We start from the raw sequence: 15,613 nt of genomic DNA, 5'->3' as shown, positions 1-15,613 counted from the left end.
CGGGGCGCGCATCGCCGCGCTCGCCGCCGAGCTGGGCCTGCCCGCGCCGGAGGGCGCCGACGCGGCTGAGCAGCTGGCCCGCATCGCCGGCGCCGGCGCCCGGCTGCCGCCCGAGATCCCCGTCCTGCTCGCCGCGCTGCTGCGGCCCTTGCTGCCGCCCGACCGCGCCCCGCGCGACCCCGCCCCGAGGACCGCCGACCGATGAAGCCACCCGTTCCCTATTCGCGCAGCGGCCAGGCGGTGGCCGCGGGTCCCGAGGCGACGGGCGACAGCCTGTCCGACGCCGCCGTCGTCCTCATGGTGCTGGACGAGCAGCGCGTGCAGACCATCTTCGAGCGCTTCGAGGAGGGCGAGATCCGCCGCGCGAGCCGCGCCATGGCGCATCTTGGCAAGGTGCCGATCGAGCGGGTGGAGGCGGTGCTGGCCCGCTTCCAGGCCGAGGTCGGCAAGGTCGGCACGGTGATCGGCACGGCCGAGACCACCGAACGCCTGCTGCGCCGCCTGCTGCCGCAGGAGAAGGTCAGCGACATCATGGACGAGATCCGCGGGCCGGAAGGCAAGACCATGTGGGAGAAGCTGGCCAACATCTCCCCCGAGGTGCTGGCCACCTACCTGCGGACCGAGCTGGCGCAGACCGCCGCGGTGATCCTGAGCAAGCTGCCGGCGCAGCACGCGGCGCGGGTGCTGGCCTTGCTGCCGGAGACCTCGGTGGACGAGATCATCCTGCGCATGGTGCGGATGGACAGCATCCAGAAGCACGTTCTGAACGACATCGAGACGACGCTGCAGCGGGAGTTCATCACCAACCTGTCGCGCAGCTACGAGCGGGACAGCTCGCAGATCGTCGCCGAGATCCTGAACCGCGCCGACAAGGGCCTGGTCGGGCGGCTGATGTCGCAGATCGAGAACCGCGAGCCGCATGCCGCGTCGCGCATCAAGCGCATCATGTTCACCTTCGAGGACCTGGTGCGGGTGGACCGCAGCACCTTCGGTACCCTGGTGGCGGAATGCCCGGCGGAGCGGCTGCAGGTGGCGCTGACCGCCGCGCCGCCGGAGCTGCGCGAGCTGTTCTTCGGCAGCATGTCGCAGCGCGCCGCCAGCCAGATGCGCGAGGAGGTGGACGCCATGCCGCCGCAGCGCCGCAAGGCGGTGGAGGACGCGCAGGCCGAGATCATCGCCATCGCCAAGCGCCTGGCCGATGACGGCCGCATCATCATCCTGGAGGAGGACGAGGCGGAGCTGGGCTGAGGCCGGGTGGCGGCGGGGACGGATCCATATGCGGCCGACCAGCCCGGACGGCCCGGGCGGCTATGCCGCGCCGGGCGGCGCGGCACCGGATCTGGCGCGCGGGGCGAGCGAGGCGCTGCTGCCGGTGGCCGGCGCCGGTTTCACGCGCGCCTTCCTGCTTGCCGCGCTGCGGCCGGATGCGGCGCGCTGGCTGGGACGGGACGGCCTCGGCCGCCTCGCCGCCCCGCTCGGCATGCGGGCCGCGGCGCTCGCCGCGCTGCTCGACACCGCGCCGCCGCCGCCGGCGCTGGGCGAGAACGGGCCCTGGTCGGGGCTGCGTGTCCCGGTTCATGCGAAAAATCATCATATCGACTGGATCGAACTGTGCTGGCGGCCGGACCGCGCGGCGCTGCGACGGCGCCAAGACCAGGGCAGCTTCGCGCTGCGGCTTGTCCTGCCCGAGACGGGCCGCGTCGAGATCCGCGGGCGTCTCGAGGGCTCGCGGCTGGACGCGGTGATGGAGATCGAGCGGATGCAGCCCAGGCCGCGCGCCGCCGCTCTCTCCGCCGCCTTCGACGAGGTGCTCGGCCTGCTCGGGCTCGAAGGTGTCCTGACTGTGCGAAATGGTCCTGATCTTCGTCGTGCTTGAGTGCGAAAAATTTTCGCACTAGAAGGAATAAACCGCTGGTTGAAAGCCCATCATGAGCGCCGATCCCGGCCGGAACCGCACCATCATCGTCAAGCGCCACACGGCTGCGCATGACGACCATCATGGTGGCCAGTGGAAGATCGCCTACGCCGATTTCGTGACGGCGATGATGGCGTTCTTCCTCGTCATGTGGCTGCTCTCCTCGACCACCGAGGCGCAGCGCGAGGGGATCGCCCGCTTCTTCACCTCCTCCAGCCTGCTGCATCTGCCGTCCGGCACCGGCCTGCTCGATGGCGGCGCCTCCGTCCTGGTCGGCGCGCCGTCCCGGCAGGAACAGACCGAGGCGACGGATGGCGGCCAGGCCGAGGCGCCGACCAGCGGCGGCGGCGCGACGGAGGAGTCGAGCGCGGCCGGCCAAGTCGCCCCCGATCGCCAGCGGCTCGACACCCAGCGGCTGGAGGCGATGAAGGCCGAGATCGAGCGGCAGGTCGCCAGCAATGCCGAGCTGCGTGAGGCGGCGCAGAACATCGCCGTCGAGATGACGCCCGAAGGCCTTCGCCTGCAGATCTTCGACCGCGAGGGCGCGCCGCTCTTCGCGCCCGGCTCGCCGGAGCCGAGCCCGCGCCTCGCCCGCATCCTCGGAATCGTCGGCAGCGTCCTGGCCAGCATTCCGAACGAGGTCGCGGTCGCCGGCCACACCGATGCGCAGCCGCTGGTCCGCGGCGCCTACGGCAACTGGGAATTGTCGGCCGACCGCGCCAACAACGCCCGCCGCGGGCTGGAACGCGCCGGCCTGCCGCCCGCCCGCATCTTCCGGGTGGAAGGCAAGGCCTCCGCCGAGCCGATGCTGCCCGACCTGCCGCACGACCCGCGCAACCGCCGCATCACCGTCACCGTCCTGCGCGCCGGCGTGGTCGCCGCGGCCCGCGCCGCGGCGGCGCGTGGCGCCCCGCCCGAAGCGCGGCGCTGAGCCGCCTCCATCCCGGCCGGCGCAAGCCGGCGCCCTCCCGCACCACCGAAGGATGCGACACGATATGTCCGCACTCGACGCCCTCCGCACCAGCCTGTCCGGCATGAATGCCCAGACCACCAAGCTGGCCGGCATCTCGAACAACATCGCGAACAGCTCGACCGTCGGCTACAAGCGGGTCAGCACGCAGTTCGAGAGCCTGGTGCTGGACGGCGCCAGCTCCGGCTCCACCGCCATGGCCGGCACGGCGGCGCATAACCGCGTCTCCATCAGCCAGGTCGGCCAGGTGCAGAAGACCGGCGTCGATACCGACATCGCGGTGAACGGCAACGGCTTCTTCGTGGTGAACGAGCACGCCGCCAGCAACGGCAAGTACCTGGCCACCCGGGCGGGGTCCTTCCGCACCGACGAGTTCGGCAACCTGGTGAACTCGGCCGGCTACTTCCTGCAGGGCACCAAGCTCGGCGCCAACGGCCAGGCGGTCGGCTCGCTCGGCGACAACAACGTGGACAGCCTGCAGACGGTGAACATCAACAGCGTCAGCGCATCCGCCGCGCCGACCACGGCGATGAAATTCTACGCCAACCTGCCGGCCGACCAGACCGGCAACATCACCCCGCCGCCATCCGCCAATGCGTTCCAGAGCAGCGTCGACTACTACGACCCCCTGGGCAAGGCGCAGACCCTGACCTTCACCTTCACCCCGAAGCTGGCTGCCGCCGGCGCGCCGGACACCAACATCTGGTCGCTGCAGGTCACCGACAGCGCCACCCCGGCGGCGGGCAACCCGGTGGCGTCGGTGGCCATCGAGTTCAACACCGGCGCGACCAATGCCGGCACCATCAAGGGCGTCTATGCCGGCAACGGCCTGCAGACCGACAGCGCATCCCCGTCCACCCTGGCCGCGGTGCCCAACCCGGACCACACCGCCACCACGGTGTCGCCCGTCGGCACCTATGACCCGACGCTCGGGACCCTGACCATCGCCACCGGCGGCGGCGTGACCCTGCCGATCGACATCGGCGCCATCGGCGCGACCGCCGGCATGACCCAGCTGCAGGGCGACTTCACCGCGACGCGGATCGAGAAGGACGGTTCCGCCTTCGGCTTGCTGCAGCGCGTCAGCGTCGCCGACGATGGCAAGGTGATGGCCACCTTCTCCAACGGCCAGAGCCGGCCGATCTACCAGCTCAAGCTCGCGCTCTTCGCCAATCCGGACGGGCTGAACCCGGTGCGGGGCGACGCCTATGAGATGGCGAAGGATGCCGGCGCGGTGCGGCTGCTGAACCCGGGCACCGGCGCCGCCGGCGCGACCTCGGGCGGCGCGCTCGAGGCCTCGAACGTCGATATCGGCACCGAGCTGACCAACCTGATCGAGACGCAGCGCGCCTACAGCTCAAACGCGTCGGTCATCCATACCGCCGATCAGATGCTGCAGGAAGCCGCCGACCTGAAGCGCTGACGCGGCCCGACCACCGCCGCCCCCTTCCCCGGAGACAAGTGCCATGACCATCCAGGGCGCGCTGCTGACCGCCTTGTCCTCGCTCGCGGCGGAGCAGCGCCAGGCGGCGGTGATCGCCAACAACGTCGCCAATGCGAACACCGCCGGCTATGTCCGGCGGGCGCTGCCCCGGTCGGAGCAGCTGACCGGCGGCCAGGGCACGGGGGTGGACACCCAGGCGACCCAGCGCCTCGGCGACGAGGTGCTGGCTGCCGCCGCCCGCGCCTCCGGCGCCGATGCCGCCTATGGCCAGCGCATGGCGGACATGCTGGCGCAATTCACCACCGCCGTTGGGCAGCCGAGCGACGCGCGCAGCCTGTCCACGGCGATCGGCAACTTCCGGGCCGCCCTGACGGCGCTTTCCGCCTCGCCCGACAATGCGGTGGCGCAGAATTCGGCGGTGGAGTCGGCGAAGTCCCTGGTCGACGCCTTCCACCGCATGGATAGGGCGGTGTCGGATGCCCGGACCGCGGCCGACCTCGCCGTCTCCCGCGACGTGGATGCGGTGAACACCGCGCTCGGCCGCCTGGTCCAGGTGGACCAGGAGATGGCGAAGGCCGATGCGCGCGGCGACTCCCTGGCCGAGTACCAGGACCAGCGCGACCTGCTGCTGGCCGACATCTCGAAGAGCGTGCCTGTCACCATCCATGATGGCGGGCCAGGCCGTCTGGTGCTGACCACCGACAAGGGGCAGACGCTGTACGACAGCGGCACGGTCCACCGCCTGTCCTTCACCGGCACGCCCGCCATCCCGTCGGAGATCCGCGCCGCCACCGGCGGCCTGTCCGGTGTCACCGTGGATGGCACCCGGCTGCGCAGTTCCTCCAGCGGCTCGGTCGCCGCCGGGCTGAAGCTGCGGGACGATACGCTGCCGCGCTATGCCGACATGCTGGACCAGATCGCCGGCAACCTCATGCAGGCCTCCCAGCAGGCCGATCCGACCGTGAGCGGCACGGCGGCCGCCGGCCTGTTCAGCACCAACGGCTCGGCCTCCCTCGGCCCGCTCTATCCCACGGCCGGCCTCGCCCGCACCATCGGCCTGAACCCCAAGGCGGATCCCGACCAGGCCACCGGCCTCGTCTCCCGCATCCGGGACGGCATGGGCAGCACCGGCACCGGCAATGCCGCCGACAACAGCGGCATCCTCGCCCTTCTGGGCGCCATGGAGACGAGCCGGCCCTACAGCCCGCTCACGGGCCTGTCCGCCTCGCTCTCCCTGGCGGATGCCGCGGCGCAATCCGCCGGCCTGATGCAGGCCGACCGGTCGAGCTGGGCAGACCGCGCCCAGACCCGCCAGGCGCTCGACCTGCAGGCGCAGCAGAACCTGACGAACAAGACCAGCGTGAACGTGGATGAGGAACTGCAACGCCTGCTGCTGGTGCAGCAGACCCACTCGGCCTCCGTCCAGGTCATCCAGACCGCGTCGCACATGCTGGACGACCTGATCGGCCTGCGCAGCTGACCCCGGCAAGGAATCCGTCATGACCGACCGCATCGCCCCCGCCGGCGTGGCCATCGGCCGCCAGGCCTCGCTGCAGAGCCTGCAGGCAAGGCTGGCGCAGGCCAGCGCCGAGCTCTCCTCCGGCCGCAAGACCGACCCCACCGGCGGCCTCGGCCTCGGCGCCTCGCTGCTCTACAAGCTGCACGACCAGATCGCCCAGGGCGACGCGCTGGACCAGAGCCTGACGCTGTCCGGCCGGCGGATGGAGACGATGCAGACGTCGCTCGGCGCGGTATCCGACAGCGTCCAGACGCTCTCGACCAACGCGCTCAAGGTTGATGCGCTGAAGGGCACCGGCTACAACGTGCTGGCAGCGCAGGCCCGCGACACCATGGCCAGCATGGTGGACCGGCTGAACGTGCAATTCGACGGCCAGCACCTGTTTGCCGGCACCGATAGCGCGGAACCGCCGCTGACCGGGCCCGATGCGCCGAACGGGCCGCTCGGCGCCGTGCGGGCCATGCTGAACAGCGCCGTCGCCACATCCGGCGGCGCGCTGGATGCGGCAGGCGCCAACGCGCTGGCCACGCGGGTGGCCGATCTGTACGCCGGCCAGGTGAAGTGGGCCTATGCCCAGCCGGCGACGACCGGCCAGGTGCCGGCGGGCGGCGCCGTCACCTTCAGCTTCGCGGTGGACGGCACGCCGGCGACCGCGACCTTCACGAACATGACCGGTGCCGCCCTGGACATGGGCAATGCCGCTGACGTCCAGACCCTCATGGCCGGCCTGCGGGATGCGATCAATGCGACGCCCGGCCTCGGCAACCCGATCGCCAGCCTCGACAGCAGCAACCGCCTGGTGGTGGATGCGACCGTCGCGACCCATCGCGTGACCCTGGACGGCAGCGCGCTGCAGGCGGTTGGTGCCTCGGTAGGCCAGTGGACGCCCGGCACGGCGACCAACGAGCTGCCCGTCTATGCCTCCCGAAGCCGCACCGGCGACGGCAAGCCGAACCAGGTCGCCATCGGCGCCGGGGAGACCCTGTCCTACGACGTGCGCGGCGACAACCCGGCGATCCAGCGCAGCATGATGGGGGCCGCGCTGCTCTCCCTGCTCGATGCCAGCGATGCGCAGCTGGGCGCCACCGCGAAGTCGGCCTTGCTCGACACCGCCGGCTCCTGGCTGCGCGGCGCGCATGCCGGGCTCACCGACGTCGCGGGGGTGCTGGGCGCCAAGCAGGAACGCCTGCAGGCGGTAACCGACATTCAGTCCAAGGCGACCAGCGCCGCCGCCGCGCAGATCAACACGCTGGAGGCGGCGGACTACCCGGCCACCGCCGACCAGATCAACCAGCTGCAGTTGCAGCTGCAGGCCACCTATTCGATCACCGCCAAGCTCTCGGAACTGAGCTTCGTGAACTACATGCGGTGACCCGTCGCCGCACCGCCGCCCAGGATCCCGTCGAAGCGCAAACCCGGTCGGGTTTGCTTGGCCCAAGGACCGCCATGCCCCGCTTCCGCTTTCGCCGCCTGCTCGCCGCCACGGCCCTGGCGGCGGGCCTGGCGCTGCCCGTCGCCGCGCCGGCGCAGGTGCGCCTCAAGGACATCGTCACCATCGAGGGCGTGCGCGGCAACCAGCTGGTCGGCTACGGCCTGGTCATCGGGCTGCAGGGCACCGGCGACCAGCTGCGCAACAACCCCTTCACCCAGCAGAGCCTGACGGCGATGCTGGAGCGGATGGGCGTCAATGTTGCCGACCAGCGGGTGCAGACCCGCAACACGGCTGCCGTGATCGTCACCGCCACCCTGCCGCCCTTCGCCCGCCAGGGCACGCCGATGGATGTGACGGTGTCCTCGCTGGGCGATGCCCGCAGCCTGAACGGCGGCACGCTGGTGGCGACGCCGCTGATGGGCGCGGATGGCGAGGCCTATGCGGTCGCGCAGGGGCCCGTGGTGGTGGGCGGCTTCGCCGCCGCCGGCCAGGCGCAGTCGGTCAGCAGCGGCGTCACCACCGCTGGCCGGGTGCCCAGCGGCGGCCTGGTGGAGCGGGAGGTGCCGCATGCCATGCGCGACCTCGACAATGTCCGGCTCGCGCTGCGTGCGCCCGACTTTACCACGGCGCTGCGGATCGAGGAGGTGGTGAACGCCAAATTCGGCCCCGGCTCTGCGCAGGCGCTCGACCTCGGCACGGTGCAGCTGCGGGTGCCGCCGGCCTTCCGTGACCGCCTTCCCTTCCTGATGGCGCAGGTGGAGAACCTGACGGTCCGACCGGAAACCCCCGCCCGCGTGGTGGTGGACGAACGAACCGGCACGATCGTGGTCGGCGCCGATGTCCGGGTGGATCCGGTGGCGATCACCCATGGCAACCTGGTCATCCGCATCACCGAGACGCCGCAGGTCAGCCAGCCCAACCCCTTCTCGAATGGCGAGACGACGGTGGTGCCGCGCACCAATATCGAGGTGGACGACCAGCGCGGCCGCCGTCTGGCGGTGCTGCCGCGGGCCAACACGCTGCAATCCCTGGTCAATGGCCTGAACGCCCTGGGCCTGGCGCCGCGCGACCTGATCGCCGTGCTGAATGCGCTGAAGGCGAGCGGCGCGCTGCATGCCGAGCTGACCTTCATCTGAGCCCGATCGGGGGGCGGCCCGGCGGCGGCCCCCCGATCGCCGACTGGTGCTCCGCAGCCGCCCGCCCGCCCGTACATCCTGGGCGGGATCCGCGCGGAAGGTGACGCCGACCCGGGTTTCGAAGGCGATGCCCCCGTACGTCCCCCGGCGCCGACCGCATGCCGCGCCACCCAAATGCGCGCCTGCAGGTGCGGTCGGCAAACCGCGCCTGCAGGCCTCGCGCGTCGCCTATGGCCGGCCGGGCGCGGAGGCGCGCTGATCCGCCTCGATGACCGAGTTGCGGACGACCTTGACGAGGTCGTGCCGCAGGCGGCCGAAGGTCTCGGCAATGGCGGCGGTATCGGCCTGCAGCACGCCGGCATGCTCCCCGTTCCGGCGGGAGGCCGTCACCGCCTCGCCGATCCGGTCGGACACGCAGCGGGCCGCCTCGGCGGTCCGCGCGACGGAGGCGCTGATCTGCCGGGTGGCGACGCTCTGCTCCTCGACCGCGGCGGCGATGGCGGCGGAGACCTGCTCCATCCGGTCGATGCGGCCGCTGATCCGCGTCACGCTGCCGACGGTCTGCCCCGTCGCGGCCTCGATCCGGGTGATGCGCTCGGCGATATCCTCGGTCGCCGTCGCGGTCTGCGCCGCCAGGTTCTTCACCTCCGCCGCCACCACGGCGAAGCCCTTGCCGGCCTCCCCGGCACGGGCCGCCTCGATCGTTGCGTTGAGCGCAAGGAGGTTGGTCTGGCCGGCGATGCTGGTGATCATCCCGGCGATCGAGCCGATCTGCGCTACCTCGGCGCGCAGGGTCTCGATGGCCTCGCGCATCTCGGCGCTGTCCCCCACCGCCTCCCGCGTCAGGCGGCTGGAGTCATGCACCCGGTGCGAGATCTCGGTGATGGCGGCGGCGAGCTCGTCCGCCGCACCGGCGACGCCATCGGCATTCGTCAGGGCGGTTTCCGCCGCCGTCCCGACGGTGGCCGAGATCAGGCAGACCTGCTCGGCCGCCTGGTTCATCTCCGCCGCCCGCCGGGCCATGCCGGCTGTCTTGCCATTGACCTCGCCGACAACCTTTGCCGCCTCCGCCTCGACACTATCGGCCATCTGCATCACCGCCTTGGCGCGCGCCGCGGTGATCTCGCCCTCGCGCGACCGGCGGACCTCCTCGGCATAGGCGGCCTTGGCACGCAGGCCACGGAGATACAGGCCGATGGGCGCGAGCTCGGCCAGGCCTGTCGTCTCGATGCCGCCCGTGAGGTCGCCGCGCGCCACCACGCCGAACTGACGCTCGATGCGCAGCAGCGCCTGCCTGAGCTGCCGCATCACGCCGACCAGCAGGGCGGAAGCGAGGCCGCAGACGCCGAGCAGCGCCGCGGCCCGGATCCCGATGCCGACCCCCATGGCGCCGGCGACCAGGCTGACGGCCGTTCCGGCGATGACCATGGCGAAGGACAGCGCGATGCCGCCGGCGAAGCTGCCGGCCCAGCGCCGCAGCCGCGCCGCCACGCCCCCCGTCACCACCTGCCCGCCGCGAAGCGCAATGCGCCGGCCAGCCTCGCCGCGCAGCCGGCCATAGAGCTCGGCGGCACGCGCCACCTCCTGCCGGCCCGGCTTGCTGCGGATGGAGATGTAGCCGCGCAGCCGGCCATCCTCGACCACCGGCGTGACATTGGCCTGGACCCAGTAGAACCCGCCATCCTTGCAGCGGTTCTTCACCAGCCCTTCCCAGGGCATGCCGGACTTCACCGTGGCCCAGAGGTCGGCGAAGGCGGCCTTCGGCATGTCCGGATGGCGGACGATGTTGTGCGGCGCGCCCAGCAGGTCGTCCCGGCTGAAGCCGCTGACCGCGACGAAGGCGTCGTTGACGAAGGTGATTCGGCCGCCGGGGTCGGTTTCCGACACCAGCAGGGCGTCGTCTTCTAGCAGGGTTTCGCGGTTGGTGACCGGGCCGTTGTCTCGCATGGTGTCGCCTTGCTCCGCCCGCCGCTCGAGGAACCGCGGTGGGCCCGGGCACGGGACGGGGGGCATCCAAGCGAAGGCGGGTTGTCCGTTTCTTGACCGGCGGCTGCTTCGGGGCGGCGCCCAGGCGCGGCTGCCGCCCCGATGGGGGGCCCTGCCCCCGTCCGATATCCGCCTTAGCTGTGCAGCAGCCGCGTGATCACCACGTCCTTCAGCCCATCCTCATGCACCTTGGCGATGCCCTCGAGCAGGCTCTCGCGCAGCAGGGCAGTGTCGGTCTGGCCGGGCTGCAGCATGCGGTTCTGCGCCATCTGCAACAGCCGCTGCAGGGCTGCCTGGCGCAGCCGCGGCGTCAGGTCGCGGAAGGCCGCCGCCGCCTCCCCCTTCGTCTCGAGGGTGATGGAGACGACGACGTAGCGCATCCGGCGGTCGCTGCTCGGCAGGTTGATTGTGAAATCGCCGAGCGGGAGGAACTCGAATTCCCGCTTCGGCGGCGCCTCGGCGGCGCGGGCCCCGGTCGCCAGGGCAGGCAGGGCGGCCAAGGCGCCCAGCAGCGCCTGGCGTCGGTGGAACACGGGCATGGCGGCAATCCAATCGGCGGTTCGCGCCGCTTCTCGCACCCGGCCGCCGGTGGTTCAACGCGCGGCGGCTTCGGGTGGTGCCTCTCCCGTCGCCCCGCTCAGAAGGGCAGCACGCGTTCCAGCACCTGGCCACCCCAGCGCGGCCGCTGCAGGTCGCTGGACACGCCGCGGCCGCCATAGCTGACCCGTGCCTCGGCGATCTTGTCCGAGGCGACGCGGTTGCTCGCCTGGATGTCCTCCGGGCGGATGATGCCGCGGACACCGATCTCGCGCAGCTCGTTGTTCACGCGGATCTCCTGCGACCCGGCGATCTCCAGGTTGCCGCTGGGCAGCCGGCGCACCACCGTCGCCGCCACCTGCAGCTTGATCTTCTCCTCCCGCCGGATCTGGCCGGTGCCGTTCGCCGTGCTGTTGCTGCTCACATCGACCACCGAGCCCGGGGTGGTTGAGCCGCCGGCGATTGGCCGGACGAGGCGGGAGAGGATCCCCTGGAAGCCGAACAGCGCCGGGGAGGACAGGCTCTGCGCGTTCTCCCGGCCCAGCCGGGTCTGGTTGTCGAACTGCGCGATGTGGTCGATCTCGATCTCGACGGTCAACAGGTCGCCGACGGCGCGCGCGCGCTGGTCGCGGAAGAAGGTGCGGGACCCGGCGCGCCAGAGCGAGCCGGCCATGCGCTCCTCCGGCACCATCTCCCCCGGCCGCATCGCGGCCTCGAGCGGCAGATCGACCGGGCCGGGCGGCGGGACCGAGCCGACCTCGCCAGGCGCGGTCATGGTCGGCGGCTTCTGGAAATGGCTCAGCGTGTCGCAGGCCGGCAGCGCCAGCAGCACGGCGCCGAGGGCGAGGCCACGGCCGGGAGAAGCCCTCATTCGCCCTGCACCTCGGCGGTGCCGTCGGCCACGACGCTGGCGCGGAAGGTGCGGCCGCTCTGCGGGTTGTGCACCCGCACCGTGTTGCCCAGCGCGCCGCCTTCCAGCGCCTTGCCCTGCAGCTCCAGCGACATGCCGCCGTTCTTCCAGAAGACCCGCACGGGCTGGCCTGCGCGGACCAGGTCGCGCTCGCCGACATCCCGCTCGGTGATCGGCTGGCCGGCCGGGACGCGGCGCTTGACCTCGAGCCCGACGATCCGCCGTTCGGTCTCGATGAGGCCCTGGCGCGGCCGCACGCCCGGTGGCTCGGCCGGGGTGATGTCGTCGCCGCGCAGCGTGTCGCCGGCCTGCAGCGTGCGGGCGGCGTGCCAGACATCGCCGGCCGCGGCCGGCGGGGGCATGAGCAGCACGGCGCCGAAGGCGAAGGCGGCGGCCGGCATGGAGATCTGCAGCATGGGTCGCCTCAGCGCACGTTGTTCGCGGTCTGCATCATCTGGTCGGCGGCCTCGATGACCTTGGAGTTCATCTCGTAGGCCCGCTGTGCCTGGATCAGCTGGGTGATCTCCTGCACCACGTTGACGTTCGACTGTTCCAGGTAGCCCTGGCGCACATGGCCGAAGCCGGGATCGGACGGCAGGCCGCGCGTCGGGTCGCCGGAAGCCGGGCTTTCGACGAAGCGGTTGCCGCCGGTCGCCTCCAGCCCCGCCTCGTTGGCGAAGAGATAGAGGTTGAGCCGACCGGCGGTCTGCTGCCGGCCGCTGGCATCGGTGACGATCACCTCGCCGGTCTGGTTGATGGTGACGTCGCGCGCATTGGCCGGCACGTTGACCGTCGGCTCCACCGCATAGCCGTCGCTGGTGACGATCTGCCCCTGCGGGGAGAGCTTGAAGCTGCCGTCGCGGGTGTAGGCGACGCTGCCATCCGGCATCGCCACGCCGAAATAGCCGCGGCCCTCGATGGCGACGTCGAGCTTGTTGCCGGTCTCCGCCAGGGTGCCCTGCAGCGTCACGCGGTTCACCGCGGCGTTGCGGGTGCCGAGGCCGATCTGGCTGCCCACTGGCAGCACCGTCCCCTGCTCGCTGGTGGAGGTGCCGGCGCGGCTGGCGGACTGGTAGAGCAGGTCCTGGAACTCCGCCTTGCGGCGGGCGAAGGCCGTGGTGGAAGCGTTCGCGATGTTGTTCGCGATCACCTCGACATTGGTCTGCTGGGCCTGCATGCCGGTGGCGGCGATGCTCATGGCACGCATGATGGTCTACCTCGGTCAGGTCGTGGTCGGGTCGGGAACGGCTCAGAAGGTGCGGCTGAAGGCTTCGATCATCCGCCGCAGGCGGTCCTGGTCGTCGCTGACGATGCGCTGCATGCGCTCGTAGCTGCGCTGGATGTCGGACAGGCTGGCCAGCTCGGCGACCGGCTGCACCGTGCTGTCCTCCAGCGTGCCCTGGGCGAAGCGCGCAGCGCGGGTGGCCGGGTCCACCGGGCGCAGCTGCGCCTGCGGGATGTCGAGCAGGCCGTCGCCGCCCTTGCGCACCGCGCGCAGGTCGGCGGCGTTGAACAGGCCCAGCCGCGCCACCAGTTCCGGCCGCCCGTCCACGGTGGCGATCATGGTGCCGTCCTCGCGCACCTCGATCTTCGACGCGCGGTCGGGCATCAGGATGCGGCCATTGCCGTCGTCCAGCACCGGCCGGCCGGCGCCGTCCACCAGCGTGCGGTCGGGCGCCACGCGCAGGCGGCCGTCGCGGGTGTAGCCGGGCGGGCCGTTGCGCCGCTCGACCGCCAGGAAGCCCTCGCCGTCGATCGCCACGTCCAGCGGGTTGCCGGTGGTGGTCAGCCGGCCCTGCGACGGGTCGATATAGGTCGCGCGGTCCTCGACGAAGGAGACCTGCCCGCCCGGCACCGCCAGGCGCTGCACATGCGACTGGAACAGCGTGCGGTCGCCGCGGTAGCCGGCGGTGCTGGCATTGGCGATGTTGTTGGCCACGGCGTCGAGCTGGCGCTGCAGCGCCACCTGGCCCGACAGGCCGATGATCGATGGTCCGTCCATCCTTAGCGGTCCCTCTGCGGGGGAAGCAGGGCCTCGATGTCGCGCGACCGGTCGATCGCGGTGCGGATGGCGGCGATGCCGGCCTGCGGACCGCCCAGGGCGTTGGCCATGGGGCCGGCGGGCTGGGCCGGGCCCGGCGCGGCCGTCAGGCGCAGCAGCTGCAGGCTGGTCGCGTCCACCGCCAGCGCGCTGTCGGGCACCGGGGTCGCGGGGCGCGTGCCAGCCAGCGCGGCGGCGCTGGCATAGCGTGGCGTCGCGTCGGCCCGCGCCGCGGCCGGCAGGCCGGCATCGCGCAGCAGGTCGGCATAGGCTTCCGCCGCCGCCGGCCAGGACCGGGCGGCGTAGAGATGCCCGGCCCGTACCAGGCGGTCGGCGATCCCGCCCAGCCCGTCGAGCGCGCCGGCCGCCTCGGCCGGCCGGCCCAGCCGTGCCAGGGCGGCGGCGGCGGTGCGGCGCATCTCCGGGCTCGCCGGCAGGCTGCGCAGCAGCGCCAGGGCGCGCTGTGGATCGCCGTTCGGCGCGGCGGCCTCGGCCTGTGCCAGCAGGGCGGTGCCGGCCGGCGAGGCGGCGGTGGCGGGGCCCAGCTGGCGCAGCGCGTCGAGCGCCGCCTCGCCGAAGCCCTGGCGCAGCAGCAGCCGGGCGGCGCCCATGCGGATGTCGTCGCCGCGCTCGCCCGGCGTGGCATAGCCCTCGTAGCGCCACCACAGCGCCAGGCGCTCCTCGGTGCGCGGGCCCTCGCCCTCCTCGGTCATCAGCCGGCGCAGGATGCGGGCGATCAGCTGCGCGCCGCGGCTCTCGACACCGGGATGCGCGCTGGCCTGCCCGGCGCTCTCGCCCGCCTCCAGCGCACCGGCATAGTCGCCGCGGCCAAGCAGCAGGGCGCCGAGCGCGACCGCCGCCTCCTCGCCCAGCGGCTCGAAGCGGTAGGTGCGCAGCACGTCCACCAGCCGCGCCTCGGCGCGCGCCGCCTCCGGCCCGGTGGCGGCGGCCTGCAGCCCGGCGATGCGGGCGCGGGCGAACAGCGCGGGCAGGGTGCGGCCGGCCTCGGCGGCACGCGCCAGGTGGCGCATCTCCTCCTCGCGGTTGCCGTCCAGCCGGGCGATGCGCGCCTGCAGCCAGGCGCGGCCGGCCAGGTCCGCCGCGCTGCCCTCGGCATTGCGCAGCGGCGCCAGCAGGGCGCGCAGCGCGCCGGCATCCTCCTCCACCGCATCGGCAAGGGTGAGGGCCAGGGCGAAGCGCAGCCGCTCCGGCGCTTCGCGCAGCGCGGTGCGCGCGCGCGGGATCAGCGCCGCGACCCGGGTGGAGTCGCCGGTGGCTGCGGCATCCAGCGCGCGCCACAGCGCAAGGTCCTCCCGCTCGCAATCCGGCCGCTCGGCCAGCAGCGGCGACCCGGCATCGACCGGCTGGCGCAGCAGCAGCCGCGCCGCATCGGCGGCACGCGCGAGGCGCGCTTGGTCGGGGGACGGCGTCGCCTCGGCGGGCCGGGACTGCGCCAGGGCCACCGCTTCCTCGGCCAGGCCCTGCGCCAGGTAGAATTCGGCCAGGTCGGCGGCCTCTCCCAGGCCATCCTGCGACCGGGCGAAGGCGGCGCGCAGCGCGGCCAGGCGTTCATGCTGCGGACCCGGGGTCGCCCGCCAGGCGGCGGGGAAGACCGGCGAAAGGCCACAGCCGGGCCGTGGCGGCTCGGCCGCCGGGACCGGGGCGGGGGCCGGCGACGCGGCCGGCGCGGCAACCGGGCGGGCGGGGGCGGTCCCGGCCGCAC

At 72.7% G+C, this 15,613-nt stretch carries 15 protein-coding genes; 8 read left to right on the top strand and 7 right to left on the bottom strand.

The features are described 5' to 3' along the window. From E2C05_RS33185 to E2C05_RS19400, 8 genes are all read left to right on the top strand, one after another. Positions 1–205, top strand: a 205-nt coding sequence (locus E2C05_RS33185) for a hypothetical protein (protein ID WP_158292240.1), incomplete at its 5' end; no start/stop codon positions are given. Then, the gene (locus E2C05_RS19430; RefSeq protein ID WP_133221314.1) at positions 202–1,248 is read left to right on the top strand and encodes a flagellar motor switch protein FliG; all 1,047 of its coding nucleotides are present in this window, start codon (positions 202–204) and stop codon (positions 1,246–1,248) included. The genes E2C05_RS33185 and E2C05_RS19430, both read left to right, overlap by 4 nt. 28 nt (positions 1,249–1,276) lie before the next feature. Next, complete coding sequence (locus E2C05_RS19425) at positions 1,277–1,876, top strand: hypothetical protein (protein WP_133221313.1); 600 nt, start codon at positions 1,277–1,279, stop codon at positions 1,874–1,876. A gap of 52 nt (positions 1,877–1,928) precedes the next feature. Further along, positions 1,929–2,846 carry a flagellar motor protein MotB gene (locus tag E2C05_RS19420; protein WP_133221312.1) on the top strand — a complete coding sequence of 306 codons (918 nt, stop codon included), beginning with the start codon at positions 1,929–1,931 and terminating at the stop codon, positions 2,844–2,846. A 64-nt stretch (positions 2,847–2,910) separates the two neighbouring features. Continuing rightward, the gene (locus E2C05_RS19415) at positions 2,911–4,308 is read left to right on the top strand and encodes a flagellar hook protein FlgE (RefSeq protein ID WP_133221311.1); all 1,398 of its coding nucleotides are present in this window, start codon (positions 2,911–2,913) and stop codon (positions 4,306–4,308) included. Positions 4,309–4,351: 43 nt separating this feature from the next. Further along, positions 4,352–5,809 (top strand): flagellar hook-associated protein FlgK, encoded by a 1,458-nt coding sequence (gene flgK / locus E2C05_RS19410; RefSeq protein WP_133221310.1) that lies wholly within the window; start codon positions 4,352–4,354, stop codon positions 5,807–5,809. 19 nt (positions 5,810–5,828) lie between these two features. Further along, a complete protein-coding gene (locus E2C05_RS19405; RefSeq protein WP_133221309.1) occupies positions 5,829–7,220 on the top strand; it encodes a flagellin N-terminal helical domain-containing protein in 1,392 nt (463 codons plus the stop codon). A gap of 74 nt (positions 7,221–7,294) precedes the next feature. Then, positions 7,295–8,416 (top strand): flagellar basal body P-ring protein FlgI, encoded by a 1,122-nt coding sequence (locus tag E2C05_RS19400; RefSeq protein WP_133221308.1) that lies wholly within the window; start codon positions 7,295–7,297, stop codon positions 8,414–8,416. Between the two features lie 228 nt (positions 8,417–8,644). Here the strand turns inward: E2C05_RS19400 and E2C05_RS19395 are convergent, their stop codons facing one another. The 7 genes from E2C05_RS19395 to E2C05_RS33180 form a co-directional block, all read right to left on the bottom strand. Then, positions 8,645–10,363 (bottom strand): methyl-accepting chemotaxis protein, encoded by a 1,719-nt coding sequence (locus tag E2C05_RS19395; protein WP_158292239.1) that lies wholly within the window; start codon positions 10,361–10,363, stop codon positions 8,645–8,647. A gap of 173 nt (positions 10,364–10,536) precedes the next feature. Further along, positions 10,537–10,941: a flagellar basal body-associated FliL family protein gene (locus E2C05_RS19390; protein WP_133221306.1), complete on the bottom strand. Its 405-nt coding sequence runs from the start codon at positions 10,939–10,941 to the stop codon at positions 10,537–10,539. 98 nt (positions 10,942–11,039) lie between these two features. Continuing rightward, positions 11,040–11,810: a flagellar basal body L-ring protein FlgH gene (locus tag E2C05_RS19385; RefSeq protein ID WP_133221305.1), complete on the bottom strand. Its 771-nt coding sequence runs from the start codon at positions 11,808–11,810 to the stop codon at positions 11,040–11,042. Then, the gene (gene flgA, locus E2C05_RS19380) at positions 11,807–12,265 is read right to left on the bottom strand and encodes a flagellar basal body P-ring formation chaperone FlgA (RefSeq protein ID WP_133221304.1); all 459 of its coding nucleotides are present in this window, start codon (positions 12,263–12,265) and stop codon (positions 11,807–11,809) included. The genes E2C05_RS19385 and flgA overlap by 4 nt, the downstream gene beginning before the upstream one ends. Positions 12,266–12,273: 8 nt before the next feature. After that, positions 12,274–13,056 carry a flagellar basal-body rod protein FlgG gene (gene flgG, locus E2C05_RS19375; protein ID WP_133221303.1) on the bottom strand — a complete coding sequence of 261 codons (783 nt, stop codon included), beginning with the start codon at positions 13,054–13,056 and terminating at the stop codon, positions 12,274–12,276. 42 nt (positions 13,057–13,098) lie between these two features. Beyond that, entirely contained in the window at positions 13,099–13,851 is a 753-nt protein-coding gene (locus E2C05_RS19370; RefSeq protein WP_133221302.1) for a flagellar hook basal-body protein, read from the bottom strand. Between the two features lie 2 nt (positions 13,852–13,853). After that, on the bottom strand, positions 13,854–15,613 hold a 1,760-nt coding region (locus E2C05_RS33180), incomplete at its 5' end, for a hypothetical protein (RefSeq protein WP_456306507.1).

It is taken from the genome of Paracraurococcus ruber (assembly GCF_004353985.1).
In the GTDB taxonomy this organism is placed as follows: Bacteria; Pseudomonadota; Alphaproteobacteria; order Acetobacterales; family Acetobacteraceae; genus Paracraurococcus; species Paracraurococcus ruber.
The sequence above is the reverse complement of the archived record's forward strand: the minus strand, read 5'-3'. Positions and strand labels throughout refer to the sequence as shown.